Source organism: Candidatus Aeolococcus gillhamiae, from assembly GCF_016464765.1.
GTDB classification, from domain to species: domain Bacteria; phylum Chloroflexota; class Dormibacteria; order Aeolococcales; family Aeolococcaceae; genus Aeolococcus; species Aeolococcus gillhamiae.
In genome coordinates, this window is record NZ_JAEKNS010000134.1 from 1 (window position 1) to 23,098 (window position 23,098).

The window sequence follows — 23,098 nt, forward strand, 5'->3', positions numbered from 1 at the left end:
ATAGGGGGAGATCGTGGTCCCGAAGATGGCGACAAGGCCGCCCAGGTAGGCCTTGCTCATGCTGAGGTGGGGGATCGCCAGATTGGAAATGACTGCGCGCCAGTCCACGTGTACTACAGCCAGCACGGCGATGTAGGCGAACAGTGAAAGTGTCAGAAACCTGAGCAGCCTTGAATACTGGTGATACTGAATGAAGACTTCCAGCACCAGGACGGCGACCGTGATGGTGATGAGGAGAGGAACGAACGGAACGGGAATCACCAGGCGTAACGACGCGGCCATGGAACCAAGGTCGGCCCCAATGTTGAATGTGTTGGCCGCGGTGACGAGGAGCGCTGCGAAGTAGAGAACGGGTGCCGCGAAGTTCTTCTTGACCAGCGACGCAAGACCTTCACGCCCCGCCAGACCAAGACGGCCGGCCAACTCCTCGACCGCGGCTGCGAGAAACAGCGATATGGGAACCGTCCACAGCATCGCGAGCCCGAACTGCGCGCCGAGCTGGGAGTAGGTCCCGATCCCCGAGGGATCATCGTCGGCCGCGCCGGTAATCAACCCCGGGCCGAGGTGGCGGAAGGGGGTCAGTCGGCCTCGTCGGCGACTCCTTGGATGCACAAGGGGATGACGACCGGATCCCGCTAACGGTTGGCGTCGCGCCCTCACAACCCGAGCAGACTAACCGTCGGAGCAGCCGGAGCAGCCGGCGCAGCCGGCGCAGCGGTGTCTGGGGTTCGTCGAGCCAGGGCCATCTGCAGCGCTGCCAGTGGCAGCTCGGTGCGGTGGTGGTCGGCCATTGGCTGAAGATCGTGGTGTCGACCGCTGCCTCCCCAGCAGCAAAACCGCGAGGCTGCCGGCGGGTAGGGAAGTGGGCGCAGCGATGACGTGCTCAGCGGCCGCGGTATACAGCCGATCGAAAGCTACTCGAACTCGGGACGCAAAATCTCGAATCTAGTGCTCCTAACAGGGTTTTCGGCGACCTTGAGATCAAATGGCAGCACGTTGCTTCCAAGCTGGATGTCGCCGGTTCGAGTCCGGTCTCCCGCTGTCAGTCTCTCCCTCACACCGGAGCACTAGTCTGGCTTCGGGTGGGGGTTTGACCCAGTCTCCCGCTGGCCGACGCGTGCCTTTTTGGAGATCTGTCAGCCCTCTCCCGAGAACAGAGGGCGCCGATGGAACGAGCGTGACCTCATAGGAGCCTGACCAGACGTCCCATAACAGTCGTGTCCGCTCGCCCACCGGTGCCAGCCATCCGTCCTTGGAGGGAGCCGATGACCGGGTCTAGCGTGGCACAGCAGATCATCGTGGGGGTGGACACCCACAAGGACGTGCACGTGGCCGCAGCCATCGATGTGCACGGGCGACTTCTTGGTCACCGTTCCGTGGCCACGTCAGAGAAGGGCTGCAGCGCTCTCCACCAGTGGGCGCTGTCCTTCGCGCCGTTGGTGCGGTACGGCGTCGAGGGCACGGGCTCGTATGGCGCTGGCCTGGCCCGCTTCCTGCAGGCACAGGGCAGCGCGGTGGTGGAGATCCGGGGACCAAACCGCAAGCTACGCCGTGATCGCGGGAAGTCCGACACCATCGACGCCGAGGCTGCCGCCCGCGCCGTGTTGGCAGGCACGTCGGAGATCACGCCGAAGGCCGGTGGCAACTGGGTCGAGCAGTTGCGAATCCTTCGCGTGGCACGGCGTTCCGCCATCCAGGCGCGCACCCAGACCATCAACCAGATGTACGCGGTGGTAGTCGGGGCGCCTGCCGATCTCCGCGACCAGCTGAACAGGCTCTCGCGCCACGAGCTGATCGCTCAGGCCGCGCACTTCCGCATTGCAGAGGTCGACAACGTGCGCTCCACGGTGCGCTGGACGCTGCGCCTTCTCGCCCAACGGCACCAGGCACTCACCGCCGAGATCGTCACCATCGACAGCGTCGTTTCGCCACTGATTCGCGCTCACGCGGGTGCACTGCTCGAGCTCTGCGGTGTTGGAACCGAGGTCGCCGGCGCCCTCCTCGTCGTGGCAGGCGACAACCCGCAGCGCCTGCGGTCGGTCTGAGGCCTCCTTCGCCGCCCTATGCGGCGTGTCCCCGCTTCCCGCCTCGTCAGGCAAGACGCAGCGGCACCGCCTCAACCGCGGCGGCGACCGGCAAGGCAACACCGCTCTCTGGCGCATCGCCTTCACCCGGATGAACTGCGACCCGCGCACCCGCGCCTACGTGAGCCGGCGCACCTCTGAAGGGCTCTCCAAGCGCGAGATCCTCCGCTGCCTCAAACGCTACATCGCACGCGAGGTGTTTCAAGTGCTTCAGCGCACCGGCTTGACATGACATAGGAGCATCTCTGTACCAGCGGATTGACGTCGGGTCGCGACCAAGCGGCGGCGCTCCTCATCCTGGGCGCTTACCAGGCGCTGTCGCGAATGGCCCGCACCGTCGAACGCCGTTCCTGGTCGATCTCGGTTTGGGGAGGGCGCTGAAGCAACCGGCTTGCGACTGACGCCCGCCGCTTTGTCAGTAAGCGGGCTGGCCGAGGAGCTCCCGGCAGGCCACGCCGAATAGCCACCGCTCGTACTGCTCGGGTGACCATCCGCGCTCCCGGACCAACGCCCGATAGACGTCCGTTCCGGCCAGCGCGTAGATCGTGTCGACCGCCTCGTCGAATGTGAGTGTGCTGCGCAGGGCGGCGTGGCTCGCGAGCGAAGTCATCCCCCGCCGGACACCCTCCAGGTGCCCCTCCTGCCAGAGCCGCCACGTCGTGGCCAGGCCCTCGTTCGTCCCCTGAGCGTTGCGCAGGATGTCTCCAACGAGCCACGAGCGCTCGTTGACCAGGCGGATGATGTGTGCTGCGGTGCGGAGTTGCTCGACCGGGTCCCCCTCGTGCTCCACCTGCTCGACGCTCAGATCGGGGCTCGTCACCACGTCATCGGCAAGAGCTGCCACGAGGGCTGCCTTGCCCGGGAAGTACAGGTACAGGGTGGCCAGGGAGACCCCGGCGTGGCGAGCAACACCCTGCATCGTCACGGCTGCGAAGCCGCTCTTCGCGAAGAGCTCCCCGGCCGCCACGATGATGCAGCGACGAGTGGCATTCGCCTGCTCGTCCCGCTGGGGCGATTTGTACGCGCGGGCCGGCTTGACGGACATCGTGAGCCACTATACGATGCCTCTATCTAATTGGAAACAGCGTCTAGGGAATTGCGGTGGGAGCGTTCGAGCTCTAACCCCAGCCTGTGAATGAGGAGACGGTCATGGTTCCTGCTCACAAGATGCCGTGGCCGGCCGCGCTGGGGACGTGGCCATGGCCGCGAATGCGGCCCCCAACCTCAGCGGGACAGCAGGATGCCATCACCATGGTCCCGACGAGGCTCGGTGATCTCAGCGTGCAGGTGTGCGGTGCCGGCCCGACCGCCGTGCTGTGGCACAGTCTCTTCGTCGACTCCACGACCTGGGAGCAGGTGCGCAAGCCCTTGTCGGCCGCTCGCCGACTGCTCATCATCGACGGCCCGTCGCACGGCGGCAGTCCGGGCCCCGGCCGCATTTTCACGATCGAGGAATGCGCGGACGCCGCCCGCGCCGTCCTCACCCACTTCGGCGTAACCGAGCCTGTCGACTGGGTGGGCAATGCCTGGGGCGGCCATGTCGGCATCCTCTTTGCTGCCACCTCGCCGGAGCGCTGCCGAAGCCTTGTCACCATCGGCACACCGGTCCATGCCCTGACGCGCGCAGAGCGGCCAAAGTGCCGTGCACTGGTCGCGGCTTATCGCCTGACGGGTCCGATGCGGTCGCTGGTCAACGCTGTCACCGACGCGCTACTCGGCCCCCGCAGTGCTGACCGCGATCCCGCGTCTGCCCGGCTCGTCGGTGATGCCTTCCGACATGCAGCGCGGCGTGGGATGTACCTCGCCATGCGATCGGTGATGCTCAACCGGCCCGACCTGACGTCGGCGCTTCGCGTTGTCTCCGCTCCGACGCTGGTCGTCGCGGGAGCTGATGATTCCATGTGGACGCCGGACCGGGCCCGAGCCGCAGCCGCCCTACCATCACGGGGCGCCTGCCGCGTGGTCCCTGGCGCTGGACACGTCGCCCCACTCCTCGACGATGCCTCCGCCCTGGCCGAGCTCATCACCATCTTCTGGAGGGACCACCTGCCACGCTCGACACCGTGAAGGTTAGTCTCGGGGCATCCGGTAGTTTGGTGTTTTCGGCTATCCGTACGAGAAACGCCTTCTGCATCAACAGCTTGGGTGACACCATGCCTTCCAAGCTGGATGTCGAGGGTTCGAGTCCCTTCTCCGCTTTCCCGCCGTTCCCTTCGGACGGACCGCGGGTGATGACTGCTCGACATCGCGAGGTTTTGGCCTCCCACTTGCCCGTTGAAGCCACGGTGCACGAAGAGCGTCACAACAGTTGGCCTTCACGCCGTGATTCAAGAGGGCTCGCGGTGGCGTGTTTACCCGCCAGGTCGAGGTCGCGGCTGATCGCCCTCATGCCCTCCCCGGCGAGCGCACCACGGCGACCCCGTAAGCCTGTGCTCATCGCTGAACTTTCGACGTTCCGTCAAGCCATCTGGGCCTAGTGCGCAGGGTTGACCCCACATCAAGGTGGTCAGTCGACTGCCCAACCGCCGGCGGCAGTGGCTGTTGAACAGTCGACCATGGGTCGACACGGGACGGTGCGCTTACAGTGGTGGACCATGGCCGCATCGACATCGACACCGCCGGGTCCACCGGAGCCTGTGGGCAGAAATAGCAAGGGCCGCGACGCGGCCACCAGCTACAAATGGGACCGCCTGAGTCGGCCGGTTCAGGTGCTCGTCGGCGTTGGGGTCGCCACTGGGGTGGTGGTCATCTATAACGGCGCTTCGGGCTTGATCGGTCACGTATTCAACGTCGTCCTGCTGTTCCTCTTCGCGTCCGTCGTCGCGCTGATTCTCAACCCGGTGGTCGATCTTCTGCAGCGCCTGCCCGGGTTCCGCAGTCACCGCGGACCAGCCGTGCTGGCTCTCTACCTGGTGATATTTTCGGCGATCGGTGGAGTGGTCGCGCTGGTCATTCCCAACCTCGTCGACCAGGCCAAGCATATTCCCCAGCTGGTGAGCCAGTTGCAGCATGGCTTGGCGGACCGGGGGATCGACGTCAACCTCGGGGCGGTGCTGCCCTCAAGCTCGTCGCTACCAGGCAACGCCGTCTCGGTGGTGGCCGGGGTGGCCACCACCGTTGCGGACATCATCCTGGTGGTCGTCATCTCCATCTACCTGCTGATCGATGGCCGTGGACTTGTCGCCACGATGCGCAACCTCTTTCCAGAGAATCCGCACCGATTCGATTTTGCTCTCCTGGCAACTGGGTCGACGATGGCCGCTTACGTGCGGGGACAGTCCCTGATGTCACTGATCATCGGTGCATACACGGCCCTCACTCTGACGCTCATCGGGGTCCACTACGCCATCGTTATCGGCGTCGCCGCCTTCCTCCTGGAGTTCGTGCCCATCATCGGTGCGATCCTGGCGATGGCGCTTGCCGTGGTCGTCGCGCTCCTCCAGGGTCCGCTGGTCGCGGGCCTTGCGGCGATCGCGGGACTCGTCGGCCACGCGCTTGAGGCGTACGTGGTAGGACCCCGCATCGCCGGACACGTGACCAAGCTGCACCCGCTGGTGGCCATGGCGGCCCTCCTCATTGGGGCGGACGTTGGCGGCATCCTAGGTGCCCTGTTTGCCGTGCCCTTGGCTGCCATCGCCAACATCTTCCTCGGAGCCTTTTACCGCTCTCGAAGGGGCGAAGTGGCCATCACCACCGCGGATGACGGCACCGTGGACGCCGAGAGCCTGCCACGGCTTGGCGACGAGATCGAGGCCGTCGAGGACGCGGGCGTGGAAGGAAGGCCCGTCCCGCACTTCCGAGACGCTGCCGACGGCGCAGAGTGAGTTGCGGGCGGTAGAAGGCAGGAAGCAGCCGGCGCCGCATGGATCGCTGCGAAGCTCCCTGATTCCGGTCGACCGCCCCGTCCCCAGCCGAGGGTCGAGGTCCGTTGCTTTGGAAGGGTCGAAGAGCTGAGAATGGGTCCTATCGCACTACAATTTCTTGATAGTGGCCGTAACAAGGAGATTACCCATGGCTCAGACCAACACCGTCGCTCGCTCGCTCCATGACTTGGGCCTCGCTGCCTGGTTCGGAGGCTCGCTGATGGGAGTCGTCGGCGTCAACAAGTCCGCAACCGCGGGTACCTCACGCGATCAGCGCGCCAGAGTGGCCGACGCTGCGTGGGCGGCGTGGACGCCGATCAACGCGGCCGCCATAGCCGTCCACACCGTCGGAGGCGCCATGCTGGTCGCGAACAACAAGGGAAGGCTCGCCGGTCAGCGCGGCGTGTTGGCATGGACCATCGGCAAGGGCGCGCTGACCCTCTGTGCTTTGGGCGCGACCGGGTATTCGCGAATCCTCGGGCAGAAAATCATGAACGCTGGGGACGTACCGGTCGAGGATGCTGTCACGCCCGCCTACGAGACGCCCCCAGAGGTCGCGACCGCACAGCGCCAGCTGAAGGTGCTCCAGTACGCGATTCCCGCCCTCACGGGCGGCATCCTGATCGCCAGCGCCCGCATGGGCGAGCAGCAGCGCCCCGCCTCGGTCGCTCAGGGCCTGCTCAAGCGGCTGGTACCAGACAAGCTGGCCGCCTAACGGCCCGGGCGGAGCCACGGTCCCTCTGGCAAGAATGGACGTACGCGTCGGAGGCGGCCGTCTAGTGTGCATGGCAATGGAAACACCCGGTCGCCCCGTGCGAAATGTGGTTCACGGCGAGTACTGCGAGGTTGTCAAGAACAGGCGGCTGAGGGTAGCGGGCATGTCACGCGGCGGGTGGTGGCGAAACAAGCACCGCGGCCTCTTGGCGATCGAAGCAGTCAACCACCAAGGCCCGGAGGCCGAAAGTCGCCCATTGCGGCTGGCCCCGGGTGGCCGCCGGCTGGATGTCGCGCGCTTCGAGTCTCCACCAACCAACTGACCAACGGGTTCAGGTCACGCGACGACCCTCAGACCCCGGTAAGCTCGCGGCACATCTCCAGAAGGTGGCGCTGCACCGCCGGGTCGACTGCCTGCGGCGGCAGCGGCCGGACCTTGCGGTCTTGGATGTACAGCCCCGTTTCACGCCCAAATCGCGGATCCAGTGCGTCGACCAGCTTGGCGGCCGCCTTGGCGGCGGGCTTGAAGGCACTGGCCCTCACGGGACGCAGGAACCACGGCATCCCCTCGCCGGTTGTGCCACGGGTCTTTGTCGGGCCGGGGCAACACACGCGGAAGACGATGTCACGATCGGCGTGCTCGCGCGCGAGGCCGCCCATGACCGTCGCCACGGCGAACTTCGACTGCGTGTATGGGCCGAAGAGCGGCCGGTTGTCCGTCGGGTCGCGCAGGTCTTCGACCTTGAGCGCACGCGTGTGAAGCATTCCCCGCGACCCGACCGTCAGCACAGTACCTGTGCCGCCGCCAGTGACCCGGCGAGCCCCCGCGCCACTTCTGACCGGGCTGGGCTCAGCGGAGCGAGTGTCGGACGAGGTTGCCACCCCCTCGGACCGGCAGCAGACCCGCACGGTCCTCACCTCCTCTACTGCTTCGCGTCCCGCACGAGAGTAGGACCCCGCCCGTCACATCCAGCCGGCCACGGCGGGCGACCCTCTGAAACGCCAACCAACCTGTGGGAGGAGATGCCCAAGCCGAAACCGGCAACATGCACCCTCGAACAGACGAGTGGGCAGCGCAGGCGCATGCAGTACGGACATCCGGGCCGCGGCCCGAGGGCAGGCGATGACGAGATCGAGACACGACCCCACCCCCTGGCGGACGTACCTGTCGGCATTCCACGAGGAGCGCCCAGGAATCACCGAGGAGATCCTTGCTGCGTCGAAGTCGGCGGGACAGAACCCGTACGAGTGGCTCCTGGAGTTGATTCCCCAGGGCGCGAACCTCCTCGACCTTGCCTGCGGCAGTGCACCCCTGTTGAGGGCGGGATGGACAGGCCCCTGGGTCGGCGTCGACCGATCTCCAGCCGAACTCGATGGCGCCCGTGCCAACGGTGGTCACTCCGTCGTCGCCGCCGAGGCAGATGACCTGCCGTTCGACGATCGCTCGTTCGCGGCCGTGGCCTGCTCCATGGCCCTCATGTTGCTCGACCCTCTCGATGACTGTCTCGCCGAGCTGGCCCGCGTGCTTGCTCCCGGCGGGATCGTCGCCGTTCTCCTGCCCGGTGGACCCGGTCCGCTCACTGGCAAAGACATCTGGCGATGGGGCCGCCTGCTCGTCGCACTCCGCCGGACGCGCTTCGAGTATCCGAACGATCGGAGCGTGCACCACCTGGACGAGACCGTCCGAAGACACGGACTGGCGGTCTTGACTGACGACCACCGACGATTCGCATACCCTGTTGCTAGCCGCGACGCAGCCAACCGATTCGTCGACTCGCTCTATCTGCCTGGTGTCCAGCCCGCCAGGGCGCGTGCCGCCGGACGTGTCGCCGACCTTTGGGTTGGGTGCGAGATTGGGATCCCCTTGCGACGAGTCCTCATGGCGGCAGTTGGGGGTGTCCCACGCTGTTGAGGTCGTCGACGTCCTCGCGCAGCTCGCCCGCACTCGCGCGGCCAGCAGCGAACAATCGGGCCACCGCCTGCTGGACGCCGACCGCCATTGAGGGATAGGCGTGGATGGCCTGCGCGAGCCGCCCCGCGAAGGCGTGCACCTGCATCCCAATGGCGAACTCGTGGATGAGCTCACCTGCGTTGGCGCCGACGATGTGCGCCCCGAGCAACGCGCCGCCGGCGGCGTGACCGATCAGCGGCTTCCCCGAAGTGATCACCTTGATCAGCCCCTGCGTCTCGCGGCTGATCACGGCGCGGTCAACGGCGGTGAACGGCAGCGTGCTGACGCGGATGTCGTCGCCGTGCTGGAGTCGCGCCTCGGGCTCGGTGAGCCCAACGTGCGCGATCTCCGGGTCGGTGAAGATGGCCCACGGGACGACGCGGTATGACGCCTTGCGCCGCTTGCCCATCGCGTTGGTGCTGGCCAGGCGACCCTGGTACGCGGCGACGTGGGTGAACGGCATGATCCCGGTGACGTCCCCGGCGGCATAGACCCCGTCGAGAGAGGTCCGCAGGTGCTCGTCGACGATGATCCCCGTCCGTTTCGTCTTGACGCCTGCCCTATCGAGCCCGAGACCGTCGGTGTTGGGCGCGCGGCCGGTGGCGACCAGCAGCGCGTCACCCTCCAGCGTCTGGTCGGCGCCGCCGGCTACCAGACTCACCCGGACGGTGCCTGCCGACGGGGCGACCGCGGTGATCTCAGCGCCAAGGGTGAATCGGACACCTTCGCGGTCGAACGCGGCGCGAATCACGCGTACGACATCGGGATCCTCGCGCGGCAGAAGCTGAGGAGCAACGTCGATCACGTGCACCGCGCTTCCCAGGCGCGCAAAGGCCTGAGCCAGCTCGAGCCCGATCGGGCCGGCCCCGATGATCAGCAGTCGTCGCGGTTGCTGTTTCAGTGCGAAGACACTCTCGTTGGTGAGAAAGTCGACCGTGTCGAGGCCGGGGATTGCGGGTACCGAGGGGCGGCTCCCGGTGCACAGCACGATGCGTGCTGCTTCGACGACGGCGTCGCCGACCTCGATGCTGTGACTGTTGGCGAGCCGCGCATGCCCGAGGCGCACATCGATCCCCGCTGCGCGCAGGTGGGCAGCATCTTCGTAGTGAGCGATGCGCGCGATGGCGTCCTGCACGTGCGCCATCACCGCGGCGAAGTCGACCTCGACCACCGGCACTCGCACGCCGAAATCAGCAGCGCGGCGCGCCGTGTGGCAGACTCGGGCGGCCTCGATGAGCGCCTTGGATGGGACACACCCATTCCACGTGCATTCGCCGCCGAGCTCGCCGGAGGTGATGAGCACGACGCGCTTGCTCGCCGCAGCCGCTGTCTGAGCCGCGGACAGTCCGGCAGCGCCTCCACCGATGACGGCGATGTCGTACTCATCGGTCATGTGCCTCCTCCGGTACCCGTGAAGTCTGCGTCGCGGCTGAACACCAGGCAGGCGTTGTGTCCACCGAACCCGAACGACGTGGACATCACGTGCCGCAGCTGTGCCTCGCGGCCGGTGTGCGGCACGTAGTCGAGGTCGCACTCCGGGGCGGGGTTGTCGAGGTTGATGGTCGGCGGGATGAAGCCGTCGCGCATGGCCAGGAGGCTGACGATGGCTTCGAATGCTCCTGCCGCACCGAGCAGGTGGCCGGTCATCGACTTCGTCGACGAGATCGGCACCGCATACGCCGCCTCTCCGAACACTTTCTTGAGCGCGCGCGTCTCGGCGATGTCGTTGAGAGCTGTCCCCGTGCCGTGAGCGTTGACGTAGTCGATCGCAGCCGGCTCGATGCCGGCGCGCTCGATGGCGCGATGAACGCAGCGGACCGCCCCCTGGCCGGTGGGGTCGGGCGCGGTAATGTGGTGCGCATCAGACGTCGCGGAGTAGCCGGCGATCTCTCCGTACACGCGGGCGCTGCGGGCCAGCGCGTGCTCACGTTCTTCGAGCACGAGCACCGCGGCCCCCTCGGCTGACACGAATCCATCGCGATCTCTGTCGAACGGGCGCGAGGCCCGCTTCGGGTCGTCGTTGCGGGTCGACAAGGCGCGCGCGGCCGCGAACATGGCCATGCCTGTCGCGGTGATCGCCGCCTCCGTGCCACCTGCCAGGACGGCGGTGGCGTCACCGCGGCGGATCCATTCCGCTCCCTGGCCGACGGCGTCAGCTCCGGAGGCGCAGGCGCTCACGATGCCGATGTTGGGGCCGCGAGCGCCGAGGTCGATGGCCACCATACCGGGAGCCATGTCGATGAGCGCGGCGGCGGCGGCGAAGGGCGACACCCGCGACGGACCCGTTGAGTCGACCACCCGGGTGGCGCGCTCGAGGATCTCCTGGCCGCCGACGCCCGAACCGATGCACACCGCGACATCGTCCGCCATCGACGAGATGTCGAGGCGGCTGTCGGCCACAGCCTCGCGCGCCGCCACCATCGCGAAATGGATCGGACGTGAGCTGCGCCGAGCCTCCTTCACTCCGATGAGCGCCGCGGCGTCGAAGCCCTTGACCTCCCCAGCGATGCGGGCGGGGAACCCGGTGGCGTTGAAGTGTGTGATCGCGCCCACGCCACTGTGACCGGCGCGCAGCGCGGCCCAGGTGGTGTCGGCCGTGTTGCCCACCGGCGTCACCATGCCGACGCCGGTGACGACCACGCGGACGCCGCCTGCGCTAGGCACGAATCCGCCTCGCCGCGCGCGAGTCCCAGGCGTCGATGAGCCCCTCATCGCGGAGCACGTGACGGCGCACCCGGGTCGTCGGTGTCTTGGGCAACTGCGCGACCACGCGGTGATAGCGGGGGATCATGAACTGCGGAAGCTCGGCGCGAAGATAGGCGTGCAGCGCTGCATGATCGAAGTCACCATCATCGCGTGGCACCACACACAGGAGGATCTCCTCCTCGACGGAGTCCGCGGCCGGGACACCGACGGCGGCGGATTCGCTCACCGTCGGGTGGGCGCTGGCGACGGACTCGACAGCGGCCGGAGCGACCATCTCCCCGCGACGACGGATCGACTCGCGCAGACGGCCACGGTAGACAAGGTCGCCGCTCGGCTCGCGACTCAGCAGGTCGCCCGTGCGGTACCAACCGTCAGCGTCGAGCGCTCCCCCGATCGGCTCGCCGTGGTATCCGTCGAAGATCACGTGCGCCGCGTGCGCACGCATCCACAGCTCCCCGGGTTCACCGTCGGGCGCCTCGCCACCTCCGGGTGTCACCAGCCGTGCCTCCCAGCGCTCCGTGGGCCGTCCCACTGTGCCCGGGCGCACCTTACCCGGCGTTGGCCGCGTCCAACACGAGGCCGTCTCAGTCTGTCCCCACACATCCTCGAGGACAAGACCGAAGCGCTTCTCGAACTGCTGCCACCGGTCGGCCGGAGCCGCGCTCCCCATCGCGCGCCGCACCGGGTTGTCGGCGTCGTCGGGCCGGGGCGGCCGAGACGCGAGAACGCTGACGATGGTACCGACGTACGGAAAGAACACCGCATCGACCGCTCTGGTACGAGCCCAGAACGCGAAGGGATCGAAGCGCTTATCCACAACCATGCGCCCCCCGCACAGCATGGTGCCGAGGAAGGTGCCCTGGCACGTCGCATGGAACATCGGCAGGCACGAGTATGCGGTCTCGCCTGGCGCGATCCGCACCAGCTCGGCGCCGTAGCTCACCGCGTGCACCTTCTCGGCGTGGCGGCTCCAAACCACGCCCTTGGGCTCACCAGTGGTTCCGGACGTGAACATCAGCTTGGACGGGGCCCCAGAGTTGTGACGTGGCGGCGGCGGCGCGTCGCAGGGCGCCCGTACGAGCGCCGCCTCGAAGCCGTCACTGTCCGTGGCCGGCCCGGACGCGATGACGTGCTGCAGCCCGGGAAGCTCAGGGCGCAAGCTGACCACCGCGTCGAGGAGGTCGGCATCGCAGACCAGGACGCGTCCGCCCGCGCTCGCCATGATGGTCAGCAGCGGCCTGCCGGTGAGCATCGCGTTCAGCGGCAGGAACACGGCACCCATCTTGATGCAGGCGAGCCACGTCGCCGCGATGGCGGCGCCGTTCTGGCAGCGCGTCATCACCACCGAGCCCTCCCGCACGCCGCGATCGAGAAGCACGTGGGCGGCGGCGTTGGCCATGCGATCAAGCTCTGCATACGACCATCGTCCGCTCTCGGTGACGAGCAACTCGGCGTCGCCATGGCGCTGCACCTGTGTCGCCAGCAGCTCCCGCAGCGACTGCTGGGGTGTGTCCACCTGGGTCATGCCGCTGCACCGCTGTCGGCGAGGGCCAGGTTTCCCATCCGCAGGCTGAGCGTCCGGTCGGCGAACGGGCGCACGCGATCGCTGTCGTGTTCGACGACGATCACCGCCGTGCCGGCGCGGGCGATGCGCTGCAGCTCGAGGAGCAGGCTATCACGCACCTCGCCGGCAAGCGCTGCCAGCGGCTCGTCGAGCAGAAGGACGCGTGGCCTGCTGCGCAACCCGCGTGCCAGCGCGACCAGGCGTTGCTCGCCACCGCTCAGCAGGCCGGCTGCGGTGTCGGCGAGACGGGCGATGCCGAATCGCTCGAGGAGGCTGCTCACGGGCTCAAGCTCAACGCGCCGCCCGGCGGCGAAGCCGGCCAGGTCGAGGTTGTCACGAACGGTCAGCGTGGAGAAGAGGTGGCGCTGCTGATGGATGAGGCTCAGGCCCGAGCGCGCGACCTGATCCGCGGTCATCCCGTCGGTGCGCACACCGTCGATGCGCACCTCGCCGGCCGCGGGCCGGAGCACCCCTGCCACTGACTCGAGCAGCGTGCTCTTGCCGCACCCGTTGGTGCCACCGATGAGCACGAACTCTCCCGGGGCCACCGCCAGGCTGAGGTTGCGGATCACCGTCTCGCTGCCACGTCTGGACCACAGCCGCGTCACCGCCAGCCGCGCGGTCATGCCGGCACCTCGACCAACCGGTCGGTGCTCACCTCGGCAGCCAGATGCTCAGCGGCAGCGGCGGTAAGCACTGTACCGGTGGGGCCCTCGTCCAGCACGCGGCCCTCGCCCATCACGATCACGCGATGGCACAGGGCGGCGACGACGCCGAGGTCGTGCTCGACCATGAGGATCGCCGTCCCCCTCGCAGCCGTGTCGCGGAGGACCTGCAGAACGTCACGCGCCTGCGCGGGGAAGAGCCCCGCTGTGGGCTCGTCGAGGATCAACAGAGCCGGCTCACCAACCAGTGCGCGGGCCAGCTCGACACGGCGGCGCTGACCATGCGACAGCTCGCGGACCGGCCGATCCGCAAGGGCGGCGATCCCGACGGTATCGAGCGCCGCGCGCGCACGTCGTCGCTGGGGTTGGCGGCGCCAGCTGCCGCTGGCGTGGAGGCCGAGCCGCACGTTGCTCTCGGTGTCGAGCGACTCGAGGAGGCGGGTGGCCTGGAAGGTGCGCGCCAGTCCGGCGCGTGCAAACGCCGCCGGGCTGGCGCCGGTGAGATTACGACCGTGGACCTCGACGCACCCATCCTGCGCGCGCAGCACGCCGCTGACGGCGTCGACCAGCGTCGTCTTGCCGCAGCCGTTGGGTCCGATGATCCCGACCACCTCACCGCTGTGCACCTCGACATCGACGCCGTCGAGTGCGTGCACGCCGCCGAAAACGTGGCGCAGGCCCAGCGCGCGCAACTCGGTCACGTCGTCCCCACGAGCGTCGCCGGCGTCCAACGGCGCCGCAGCAGTCCGTTGCGGTAGAGCACGATCAGGACTATGGCGACACCCACGCTGGCCGTCTCAACGGTCGGCCAGCCGCTCAGCACGTCCTGCAGGACGGCGATGAACGCGGCGGCTGCGATGACCGCGTACACGCGCCCGACCCCAGCCAGCAACACCATGACCGCGATGAGCACGGAGAGCACGACATCGAACGTGGGCGGGCTCACCGCGCCGATGGCGGTTGCCTCCAGCCACCCGGCAACACCAGCGAAAGCGCCGGAGATGGTGAACGCAAGCACCTTGTACGCGCCGGTCCTCACCCCCGCGCTGCCGGCGAGCAGGGCGTCGTCGCGGATTGCCTCCATGGCCAATCCCGCGCGCGATCCCCTGAGGCGGTCGACGAGGAGCACGCACACGACCAGCGCGACGAGCGCGACGGTATAGAGCCCGCGCTCGTCGATGAGCGCCGTGCCCGCAAACTGCAGGGGCGGCACGCTGGAGATGCCGCCGTTGCCTCCGGTGGCAGACGTCCAGTCGAGCAACACCAGCTCGACGAGTTGACCAAGAGCGAGCGTCACCACCGCGAGGAGGTCACCGCGCACGCGCAGCGCGCAGAGCCCGATCAGTGCGCCCGCGGCGGCCGCCACTGTCACGGCCACGGGGAGGGTCACCCAGGGGTCGACGCCCACCGTGGTGGTCAGGATGGCTACCGTGTAGGCACCGACGCCGTACAGCGCCGCATGGGCCATGGTGAACTGCCCGCAGAAGCCGAAGACCACGGTGTAGCCGAGGGCGAGAACGCCATACGTAGCGGCCGTTCGGCCGACGCTGGCGATGTGCTCCGACGAGGCCAGCAGCGGCAGAGAGGCGACGAGGAGCAACAGCGGCAGCCGGGCGATGGTGAGCCGACGACTCGAGAGAACAGTGCGGAGGCCGCGGGTGCGCCCGTCGATGACCGCGAGACGTCGAGGAGGATCACTCCTCAAGCGGCACCTCCTTGACCGAGGTTGGCGAGGTCTGGCGGTAGCCGGTGGCGAACTCGAACTTTCCCGAGGAGATGTGGAAATACCACAGCGTTCCCTGCAGGCGTGCCCCCGAGGGATCGAAGGTTAGCGGCCCCACCCCGGTGTCAGCGATCTCGATGGCGTGAAGAGCTGCCGCCAGGCCGCTTCGCTGCGCGGGGCCGGCCTCCATCGCCCTGGCCACCGCGAGCACCGCCTCGTAAGTGAACGCCGTCGGGTCCGGAATGAGTTCAGTGTGGAATTTGGCGGAGTACATGGCGCGCAGGGAGGCGGACGCGGGGGATTTGCGCTTCGGGTCGGTCGGAGTCTGGCCGATCAGCCCTTCGCCGTCGGCGCCGGCGATGCTGGCAAAGGACTGGCTGAAAGTCACCGCCTCCGTGTCGATCACCGCGACCTTGCTCTTGGCGGCACGGATCTGGTGCAACTGGGCGGCATCGTCGGTCGTGAGGCCCGCCATGGCGATGATATCGGGCTGCTGCTGCAGCGCTTTGGCGACAAAACCCTGCGTGTTCCGGTCGCCGAGGGTGTACGTCTCGGTGTCGACGATGCTGCCGCCGAGCGACCGGAAGTGATCGGCGAAGAGCTGCCCCATCTGCGTCCCGAAGGCGGCGTTCGCCTGGAGGATCGCAGCATGGCGAAAGCCGAGCTTGTAGGCGCGGGCCGCCGCCGAGAACGCGTACGCGGGGAAGGTCGGCGGAACCACGAACACGTGGTGAAGTTGCTTGGCGAGGATGGTGGCCGACGAGGCGTACGTCGACATGTACGTCACCTGGGCACGCTCGAGGACGGGGGCGGTGGCGATGGCGGCGTCGCTGAATCCCGTGCCAAGAAAAGCCCATTCCTTGGGGTTGTCGATGACCTGGTGGGCGATGGCCACGCTGCGATCGATGCTCTCGGTGTCGTCGAAGCTGTCGATAACAATCTTCGCCCCGCGGTACGGCCCGGCCGCGATGCCACCGGCGGCGTTGACCTGGTCGCGGGCCAGCTGGGCTCCGTCGAGGATGTGCTGACCGTCTGCGGCCGCGTCGCCGGTCATGGGACCGACAACGGCGAGGTGAATGTCCGCAGACGGGCCGGAGGTGCTCGGGGCCGCCGAGCCGCATGCGCTGAGGGCCGCGACGGCGAGGGCGAGCACGCACCGGGTGGCGGTGCGGTCGAATCGACGGGGTGCCAGCATCAGCTCTCCTATGTGGGACGCCCGGTCATGGACGCGACGAGACGGCAACGCGGCGGATGCCGTCGGGCCGGAGCAGGATCAGGGTGACAAGCGCCATGAGGCCGAACGCGTCCGCCCAGCTGGAGCCGATCATCACCTGTGCTACGGCGTCCAGCGTTCCGAGGATCACTCCGCCCGCGGCGGCGCCGCGGAGCGAGCCGCCGCCGATGATCGCCGCGGTGAAGGCGAGCAACGTGATCCGCCACCCCGCCCCAGCACCCGCGCTGCGCACATGTGCGGCCAGCAGCACCCCTCCGCAGGCCCCGACCAGCCCCGCGCAGGCGTAGACGTACGCCGCCAGACGGCGCACCGGGATGCCGGTGAGCGCGGCGCCGAGCGGATCGTCCCTGACCGCCACCAGTGCTCGGCCCCAGCGTCGATGAAACAGCAGCGAGGTGGCTGCCCCGACAACCGCGAGCAGTACGGCTGCGCCGAGAGCGGTGGTATCAAGGGCAGTGCTGCCGACGACCACCGACCCGGTTCCCAGCACGGGCGGAAAGGACCGGTCGTCAGCTCCGAAGGGAGCCAGAGTGAGGTTGCGCAGCACCAGCGCTGCGCCGACCGTGGCGATGATCGGCGCAAGGCGGTCGGCGCCTCCGCGAAGTGGTCCCACCACGAGGTGGTCGACGAGGAGCGATGCCGCCATCGCCGCGGCAAGCGCCACGGCTACCGCCAGTGGAAGGTTACGAGTTGCGGCGTACACAACTGCCGAGAACACGGTGGCAAGCCCGATGGTGTCACCGAAGGCGAGATTTGCCTCGCCGAGCATGTGATACGCAGCGGTGAAGCCGACGGCGAGCAGCGCATAGAGCCCCCCGAGAGAGAGCGCAACCGCAATCGTGCTGGCAAGTAGCTGGCTGCTCACAGGCGCCGGGCACGCCCGACCAGAGACCCCAGTCGCATCTCTCAGCGCGTCCGATTCAGGTGGGTTCTCAGGCTGGCATCGGCCTTCCTGCCGACGCGGTTGAACACGAGTTGCATCAAAGGGTCGGCGATGCGGGAGATGCCCTTGAACACCAGTCGCGCGTCGTAGGTCACCGTGGAGGCGGAACCTGCCGGGACGATCGTGATGGTGTCGACAGAGCCAAACGTGCCGTTCCACGCTTCGAGCACGACACGTCTGCCTGCGTCGAACTCCGTGATCTCGTAGCGCAGCGGCACGCTGCGGCCGGCAAACTTCGACACGATCCGGAACGCCGATCCCATGCCGAGCGCGCCAGAGTCCAGCCGCCGCGCCTCGACGACGCTGGGATCCCATTCCGAGGCGTTGTCGAAGCTGGCCATGTACTCGAATGCATCGACAGGCGAGAGCATTGAATCGACCGAGGTCGTGTAGCGCGCCATCGTGTCACCTCTCGAACCTATACGTTAACATCCTACGGAACAAGCGCCCGGGCGGATCAGCGCCGCCTCGGCCGAATCGGGCTCTCGCCAGAGCGACAGGAAACATCCTTCATGATGCGGCTCCCACGCGGCCGCTGCAGTTGGCTTCCTTTGTCGGCATGACAAGAGAGAGGTGGGAACGCCGGAGACGAGTCGCGCTCCCTTCAGTCCGGCGCTGCCAGTCCCTAGAGTGGCGCGGTGAACGCCCCCCTGTCCGTCCTCGCATTCGTCGCAGGTGTAGCCTTAGTTGTTGCCGCAACCGAGCGATTGCTCGAAGGCTTGGTCGGGATTGCCAGCGCGCTTCGACTTGCACCGTTTGTGGTGAGCGCGGTTCTCTCCGGCCTTGAGGCTGAAAATATTGCGGTCGGATTGATCGCCGGGCACAACAATCAGGCTGAGATCGCCTTGGGCACGGCATTCGGCGGCGCGACCTTCCTTGTCTGCATAGCGCTTGGCCTCGGTGCAGTCGTGGCTCCCCTGCGGGTCACGTTGCCGAAGGGCGTTGTGTACTTGCTGGCCGGTGCGCCGATTGTGTCTGGTCTCGCTCTGCTTGGGGGTACCACCGCGCGTCTATCAGGGGTCGTGTTGCTACTCGCGTTTGCTGCCGCGATGATGTACTTGGTCAGCGCTTCGAAGAATCACACGTTTGTCGACTCCAGCGAAGTACGAGAGGCTCTGCAGGAACCGTGCAAATTGTGGGTATCAGCGATTGTGTCCATCGCTGGCATTGCCGTCATCACTGGAGGCGGAGAGCTAGTCGCGCAGGGCGCTTCCGGAGTCATCTCCGCTTTCGGTGTACCGGCTCTACTGATGGGCATGGTGATTACCCCTGCGGCGATAGAAGCAGAGGAGGTGGTCCGCCAGATCGTCCCCGCCAAACGAGGCTTTCCGGATGTCGCCGCCGGCAACGTGATCGGAACCGTGCTGTATTTCACTCTGTTCAACCTCGGATTGATCGCTCTAATCACCCCGGTCGCGGTCCCAAGGCTTACTCGACTTCTCGATTGGCCCTTCCTGGTCGGCGTCTCGCTACTGGCGGCGTTCTTTCTGCTGCGTGGACGCGTCACCAGGTTGGGCGGCTTGGTCCTGGTGGTTCTGGGAGTGACCTACGGAGCCCTTCATGTGTTCGCCCGATGAGCCCCGCCTGGGACTTCAGTGCGGACTCCAGGGGCAGGGCGCGCCCATCCCGAAGGGGCGGCGGTGCCAGCCAGAGTTGCAGCGGGTCGGTCTCGGCAAGCGGGGTCCCAGGACTTTCATCCACGCAGCGTCGGCGATGGCACGGTAGGCGGCGGGATCAAACGGCGTTTGCAGCTCGGCCACGCCCTCGAAGAAGCGCTCCATCCCTGCCGGCGTGAACATCACGAGGAGCCTCGCCGGCTCGTCGCCGACGTTCTGAAAACAGTGAGGCGTGCCGCACCGCACGCTTGATCGGGCACGCCCAGACCGGCGACGGGGCATTTCTGACCAAGGACGGCCGCACCGAGTATTCGTACGCCTTCGATCCTCGCCAGAAGGGATTCATCGCCCCCAACCAGGCGCTGCTCGAGCACGCGATCGCGGTCAACGCGCCAACGGGAACGACCGGATACGTCACCGGCCTCGACCCGCTGGCCCAGACCACCGGCTCGTCATCCGGCCCCGGGGTGCTGCTCGAGACCATCCTCGGCGGTCTCGGTGCCCTGGCCGTGCTCGTGTTCGTCTTCGCCTCGCTGCTGGCGCTCATCCCGCTGGCGATCGCGGTTGTGGCCATCCTGACGACCTTCCTCGTCCTCCTCGGCGTCACCTACGTCGCGGATATCAGCTTCATCGTGCAGTTCCTCGTCTCGCTCATCGGACTGGGTGTGGCGATCGACTACTCGCTGCTGATCGTCACCCGGTGGCGCGAGGAACGCGGTCATGGGCGCTCCAACCACGAAGCGGTCCTCGCCGCCATGGACACCGCGGGACGTGCGGTGGTGTTCAGCGGCCTGACCGTCGCGATCGGCCTGCTCGCGCTAGTGGTGATCCCCGTGCCGTTTCTGCGGTCGATCGGCTTCGGAGGCATGCTGATCCCGCTGGTCAGCGTCGCCGTGGCCATGACGCTGCTGCCGGCCATCCTGGCGAGCATCGGTCCGCGCGTCGACTGGCCGCGGATCCGCAAAGAGAGCAGGGCCAGTCCGTTCTGGACGCGCTGGGGGCGGCTCATCGTCCGCCGGCGCGTGGTTGCCGCCGTTTCGGCGGCGGTCATTCTCGTGGGGCTGGCGATCCCTTACGTGAGCCTGCAGATCGGCCAGGCGTCATCGAACTCGCTGGCCACTACGGGACCGGCGGTTGACGGACTGCACGCGCTCGACGCCGCGGGCGTCCCTCGCGGTGCGCTGACGCCGATGATCGTGCTGACCATGTCCGGTGGGCAGACGGCGGTGGTCCAACGTCTCCGCGGTGTCGGCGCACTCTTCGATGTCACCGCCACCACGGATCCCGCCGACGCGCGCAACGGGACGACGCTCCTGCTGGCGGTGCCGCAGCAGGAGACATCCAACGCCGACACCATCGACGTGGTGCGCCAGGTCCGCGCAGCGCTCTCCGGGACGCCGCCGGCGCTCGGGGTCAGCGGCGTCGGCCCGCTGCAACTTGACTACCAGGCGGGCGTGTACGGCAACCTCCCATACGTGATCCTTGTGATCGTGGTGGTCACGTTCCTGCTGCTGGCGCGCGCCTTCCGATCGCTGCTCCTGCCGCTGAAGGCAGTCCTCCTCAACCTGCTCTCCCTGGCCGCGACCTTCGGCGGATTGGTACTGTTCTGGCAGTGGGGCCACGGCTCCAGCCAGGTGTTCGGCATCGCCCCGACCGGATCGATCACCTTCTGGTTGCCAGTGATGATCTTTGCGTTCCTCTTCGGTCTGTCGATGGACTATGAGGTGTTCATCCTCAGCCGAATCCGCGAGGAGTACGACCATGCCGGTAACACCGATGCAGCGGTGATCACCGGCCTCGGCCGGACCGGGCGGCTGGTGACGTCGGCGGCACTCATCCTCTTCCTGGCCTTCATCTCGCTGGCGAGCGGCCCGCAGACGGACATCAAGGTGTTCGCAACCGGCCTCGGGTTCGGCATCCTCTTGGATGCAACCGTGGTGCGCATGCTCCTCGTCCCCGCATTGGTGTCGATGTTCGGGCGGTGGAACTGGTACATGCCCAGAGCGCTGGCCCGGGTCCTGCGTGTGCCCGCCTCGCAGAGCGGCGCCTGACCATGGAGAAGCGAAAGCTGGCTGACCTTGAGGTCTCCACGCTGGGGCTCGGGTGCATGGGGATGTCGGCGTTCTACGGCGCGGCTGACTAGGGTGAGGCGGTGGCGACGATCCAGCGCGCGCTGGAGCTTGGCATCGCCTTCCTGGACACCGCGCAGATGTACGGGCCCCTGACCAATGAGGAGCTCGTCGGTCGCGCCATCAAGGGTCACCGCGACGAGTACGTCATCGCCACCAAGTTCGCGCGCCGCGCCGATCACGCCGTCGCCGGCGACATGTCGACGCTCGGACCGGTCGATGGCTCGGCGGAGCACGTGCGCAGCTCGATCGAGGGTTCTCTGACGCGCCTCGGCACCGACCATGTCGACCTCCACTACCAGCACCGCGTGGATCCGAAGGTCGAGATCGAGGAAACCGTCGGAGCGATGAAGGCGCTGGTCGAGCAGGGCAAGGTTCTGCACATTGGGCTCAGCGAGGCCGCACCCGAGACGATCCGCCGCGCCCACGCGGTGCACCCGATCACCGCCGTGCAGACGGAGTACTCGTTGTGGACCCGCGACCCCGCGCGGAGATTCTCCCCCTCTGTCGCGACCTTGGCATCGGCTTCGTGCCGTACTCGCCGCTGGGACGCTGATTCCTCTCCGGGCGATTCACCTCGCCGGACGAGCTCGACGAGGGCGACTTCCGGCGCCACGGACCTCGATTCAGCGGCGCCAACCTGGAGGCCAACCTGCGGCTGGCCGCCAAGGTGGCGGAGATCGCCCGCGATAAGGAGATCACGCCCGCTCAGCTCGCGCTCGCGTGGGTGCTCGCGCAGGGCAGGGACCTTGTGCCCATCCCGGGCACCAAGCGCCGCGCCTACCTGGAGCAGAACGCCCGCGCGGTGGAGGTCGTGCTGACCAGCGCGGACCTCGCGAGGATCGACGCGGAGCTGCCGGACGTCGCCGGCGCGCGTTATGACGATGCAGGCATGGCGTCGGTCGACCGCTGATCAGCGCGGCGAGGTCGCATCAACGCCCGCCGCACCGATCGTGTCCGGTCTGCGTGTTGCCCCACCGAACTCGCTGATTGGAGACAGGGCTTACCGCGGTAGACACCCGTAGATGCCGGAACCGGTTCGCTACTGTCGAAGGGTGAGAGACGGCGAGTCCACCGAACAACCGCGGCGGTCCCCGCCGCTGCCGGCGCTGACGGAGCCGGACATCGTTGCCAGGCTGCGTGCCGCCGGCTGCGTCTTCGCCGAGGACGAGGCACGGATGCTGGTGGCGGCGGCACCCACCCCCGCAGACCTCGCCGCCATGGTGGAGCGCCGTACTGGCGGGTTGCCTCTCGAATACGTGATCGGCTGGGCGGAGTTCTGCGGTCTGCGCGTGGCCGTCGACGAGGGAGTGTTCGTCCCCCGACATCGAACCGAGTTCCTCGTCGACCGCGCGATGGCGCTGCTCCGGCCGGGAGCGGTGGTCCTCGACGTCTGCTGTGGCACCGGTGCCATCGGTGCCGCGCTGGTCGCAGCCATCCCGCGGATCCAACTGCACGCCACCGACATCAGCGACGCGGCCGTGCTATGCGCGCGGCGCAACCTGGCTCACCTTGGCGCCCGCGTGTACCACGGTGACCTGTACACCGCGCTGCCGGCACCGCTGTGCGGCGCCGTCGACGTGATGGTCGCGAATGTTCCCTACGTGCCCAGCGCGGATGTCGAGATGCTCCCGCGCGAGGCGCGCATCTACGAGGCGCGCGAAGCGCTGGACGGCGGCACGGACGGACTTGACGTGCTCAGGCGCCTGGCAGCGGAGGCGGTGGTGTGGCTGGCGCCGAGTGGGCACCTGCTGGTTGAGACCACCGAGCGACAGGCGCAGACGGCGGTGGCGATCTTCAGCCACGATGGCTTGATTCCCCACGTGGAGCGGTCCGACGAGCTCGAGGCGACCGTCATCGTCGGGACGAGGCCGGCGGCACCGACCAGATCAGCGGTCTAACGCCG

The 23,098-nt window shown here is 67.6% G+C and carries 19 protein-coding genes and 2 pseudogenes; 9 read left to right on the forward strand and 12 right to left on the reverse strand.

The genetic code is table 11. The features are described from left to right. The coding region (locus JF886_RS13300) for a divalent metal cation transporter (protein WP_337313241.1) at positions 1–552 on the reverse strand (552 nt) is incomplete at its 3' end. 713 nt (positions 553–1,265) lie between these two features. Between JF886_RS13300 and JF886_RS13305 the strand changes: the two are divergent. Further along, a pseudogene (locus JF886_RS13305) lies at positions 1,266–2,316 on the forward strand (IS110 family RNA-guided transposase). Between the two features lie 183 nt (positions 2,317–2,499). Here JF886_RS13305 and JF886_RS13310 read toward each other — a convergent pair. Next, positions 2,500–3,129, reverse strand: coding sequence for a TetR/AcrR family transcriptional regulator (locus JF886_RS13310; RefSeq protein WP_337313243.1), 630 nt, complete (start codon positions 3,127–3,129; stop codon positions 2,500–2,502). A 206-nt stretch (positions 3,130–3,335) separates the two neighbouring features. Between JF886_RS13310 and JF886_RS13315 the strand changes: the two genes are divergently transcribed. The 3 genes from JF886_RS13315 to JF886_RS13325 all read left to right on the forward strand — a co-directional run bounded on the left by JF886_RS13315 (position 3,336) and on the right by JF886_RS13325 (position 6,662). After that, a complete protein-coding gene (locus tag JF886_RS13315) occupies positions 3,336–4,151 on the forward strand; it encodes an alpha/beta fold hydrolase (RefSeq protein WP_337313245.1) in 816 nt (271 codons plus the stop codon). Between the two features lie 527 nt (positions 4,152–4,678). Continuing rightward, the gene (locus JF886_RS13320; RefSeq protein WP_337313247.1) at positions 4,679–5,908 is read left to right on the forward strand and encodes an AI-2E family transporter; all 1,230 of its coding nucleotides are present in this window, start codon (positions 4,679–4,681) and stop codon (positions 5,906–5,908) included. A gap of 187 nt (positions 5,909–6,095) precedes the next feature. Beyond that, on the forward strand, positions 6,096–6,662 hold the full coding sequence (locus JF886_RS13325; protein WP_337313249.1) for a hypothetical protein: 567 nt from the start codon (positions 6,096–6,098) through the stop codon (positions 6,660–6,662). Positions 6,663–7,012: 350 nt separating this feature from the next. Here JF886_RS13325 and JF886_RS13330 read toward each other — a convergent pair whose 3' ends face one another. Then, entirely contained in the window at positions 7,013–7,426 is a 414-nt protein-coding gene (locus JF886_RS13330; RefSeq protein ID WP_337313251.1) for a Rossmann-fold NAD(P)-binding domain-containing protein, read from the reverse strand. 358 nt (positions 7,427–7,784) lie between these two features. On the opposite strand from JF886_RS13330, the gene JF886_RS13335 reads away from it, so the two are divergent. Further along, positions 7,785–8,573, forward strand: coding sequence for a class I SAM-dependent methyltransferase (locus JF886_RS13335; RefSeq protein ID WP_337313253.1), 789 nt, complete (start codon positions 7,785–7,787; stop codon positions 8,571–8,573). Here the strand turns inward: JF886_RS13335 and JF886_RS13340 are convergent. From JF886_RS13340 to JF886_RS13380, 9 genes are read right to left on the reverse strand one after another with little or no spacing between them, the layout of a single operon-like run. Beyond that, positions 8,539–10,005, reverse strand: a complete 1,467-nt coding sequence (locus JF886_RS13340; RefSeq protein ID WP_337313255.1) for a dihydrolipoyl dehydrogenase family protein — start codon at positions 10,003–10,005, stop codon at positions 8,539–8,541. The two genes, JF886_RS13335 and JF886_RS13340, sit on opposite strands and share 35 nt — an antisense overlap. Next, a complete protein-coding gene (fabF, locus tag JF886_RS13345; RefSeq protein ID WP_337313257.1) occupies positions 10,002–11,276 on the reverse strand; it encodes a beta-ketoacyl-ACP synthase II in 1,275 nt (424 codons plus the stop codon). The genes JF886_RS13340 and fabF overlap by 4 nt, the downstream gene beginning before the upstream one ends. Continuing rightward, positions 11,269–12,843 (reverse strand): AMP-binding protein, encoded by a 1,575-nt coding sequence (locus tag JF886_RS13350; RefSeq protein ID WP_337313259.1) that lies wholly within the window; start codon positions 12,841–12,843, stop codon positions 11,269–11,271. The genes fabF and JF886_RS13350 overlap by 8 nt, the downstream gene beginning before the upstream one ends. Beyond that, a complete protein-coding gene (locus tag JF886_RS13355) occupies positions 12,840–13,508 on the reverse strand; it encodes an ATP-binding cassette domain-containing protein (RefSeq protein WP_337313261.1) in 669 nt (222 codons plus the stop codon). Before JF886_RS13355 ends, JF886_RS13350 begins: the two co-directional genes overlap by 4 nt. Next, positions 13,505–14,248 carry an ATP-binding cassette domain-containing protein gene (locus JF886_RS13360; protein ID WP_337313263.1) on the reverse strand — a complete coding sequence of 248 codons (744 nt, stop codon included), beginning with the start codon at positions 14,246–14,248 and terminating at the stop codon, positions 13,505–13,507. The genes JF886_RS13355 and JF886_RS13360 overlap by 4 nt, the downstream gene beginning before the upstream one ends. Further along, complete coding sequence (locus JF886_RS13365; RefSeq protein ID WP_337313265.1) at positions 14,245–15,252, reverse strand: branched-chain amino acid ABC transporter permease; 1,008 nt, start codon at positions 15,250–15,252, stop codon at positions 14,245–14,247. The genes JF886_RS13360 and JF886_RS13365 overlap by 4 nt, the downstream gene beginning before the upstream one ends. Continuing rightward, positions 15,242–16,465 (reverse strand): ABC transporter substrate-binding protein, encoded by a 1,224-nt coding sequence (locus tag JF886_RS13370; RefSeq protein ID WP_337313267.1) that lies wholly within the window; start codon positions 16,463–16,465, stop codon positions 15,242–15,244. Before JF886_RS13370 ends, JF886_RS13365 begins: the two co-directional genes overlap by 11 nt. Positions 16,466–16,490: 25 nt before the next feature. Then, a complete protein-coding gene (locus JF886_RS13375) occupies positions 16,491–17,369 on the reverse strand; it encodes a branched-chain amino acid ABC transporter permease (RefSeq protein WP_337313269.1) in 879 nt (292 codons plus the stop codon). Between the two features lie 41 nt (positions 17,370–17,410). Further along, positions 17,411–17,848: an SRPBCC family protein gene (locus tag JF886_RS13380; RefSeq protein ID WP_337313271.1), complete on the reverse strand. Its 438-nt coding sequence runs from the start codon at positions 17,846–17,848 to the stop codon at positions 17,411–17,413. 237 nt (positions 17,849–18,085) lie between these two features. Between JF886_RS13380 and JF886_RS13385 the strand changes: the two genes are divergently transcribed. The 4 genes and pseudogenes from JF886_RS13385 to JF886_RS13400 all read left to right on the forward strand — a co-directional run bounded on the left by JF886_RS13385 (position 18,086) and on the right by JF886_RS13400 (position 23,093). After that, a complete protein-coding gene (locus tag JF886_RS13385; RefSeq protein ID WP_337313273.1) occupies positions 18,086–19,024 on the forward strand; it encodes a sodium:calcium antiporter in 939 nt (312 codons plus the stop codon). 287 nt (positions 19,025–19,311) lie between these two features. Continuing rightward, positions 19,312–21,114 carry an MMPL family transporter gene (locus tag JF886_RS13390; RefSeq protein ID WP_337313276.1) on the forward strand — a complete coding sequence of 601 codons (1,803 nt, stop codon included), beginning with the start codon at positions 19,312–19,314 and terminating at the stop codon, positions 21,112–21,114. 101 nt (positions 21,115–21,215) lie between these two features. Next, positions 21,216–22,105, forward strand: a pseudogene (locus tag JF886_RS13395) (aldo/keto reductase). 142 nt (positions 22,106–22,247) lie between these two features. After that, positions 22,248–23,093, forward strand: a complete 846-nt coding sequence (locus JF886_RS13400) for a putative protein N(5)-glutamine methyltransferase (RefSeq protein ID WP_502711434.1) — start codon at positions 22,248–22,250, stop codon at positions 23,091–23,093. Positions 23,094–23,098 lie beyond the last annotated feature (5 nt).

Coding starts and splice junctions, on each gene's coding strand:
- JF886_RS13310 (WP_337313243.1), bottom strand. CDS start 3,129: ATGTCCGTCAAGCCGGCCCGCGCGTACAAATCGCCCCAGCGGGACGAG.
- JF886_RS13335 (WP_337313253.1), top strand. CDS start 7,785: ATGACGAGATCGAGACACGACCCCACCCCCTGGCGGACGTACCTGTCG.
- JF886_RS13380 (WP_337313271.1), bottom strand. CDS start 17,848: ATGGCGCGCTACACGACCTCGGTCGATTCAATGCTCTCGCCTGTCGAT.
- JF886_RS13320 (WP_337313247.1), top strand. CDS start 4,679: ATGGCCGCATCGACATCGACACCGCCGGGTCCACCGGAGCCTGTGGGC.
- JF886_RS13370 (WP_337313267.1), bottom strand. CDS start 16,465: ATGCTGGCACCCCGTCGATTCGACCGCACCGCCACCCGGTGCGTGCTC.
- JF886_RS13350 (WP_337313259.1), bottom strand. CDS start 12,843: ATGACCCAGGTGGACACACCCCAGCAGTCGCTGCGGGAGCTGCTGGCG.
- JF886_RS13355 (WP_337313261.1), bottom strand. CDS start 13,508: ATGACCGCGCGGCTGGCGGTGACGCGGCTGTGGTCCAGACGTGGCAGC.
- JF886_RS13325 (WP_337313249.1), top strand. CDS start 6,096: ATGGCTCAGACCAACACCGTCGCTCGCTCGCTCCATGACTTGGGCCTC.
- JF886_RS13340 (WP_337313255.1), bottom strand. CDS start 10,005: ATGACCGATGAGTACGACATCGCCGTCATCGGTGGAGGCGCTGCCGGA.
- JF886_RS13330 (WP_337313251.1), bottom strand. CDS start 7,426: ATGCTTCACACGCGTGCGCTCAAGGTCGAAGACCTGCGCGACCCGACG.
- JF886_RS13315 (WP_337313245.1), top strand. CDS start 3,336: ATGGTCCCGACGAGGCTCGGTGATCTCAGCGTGCAGGTGTGCGGTGCC.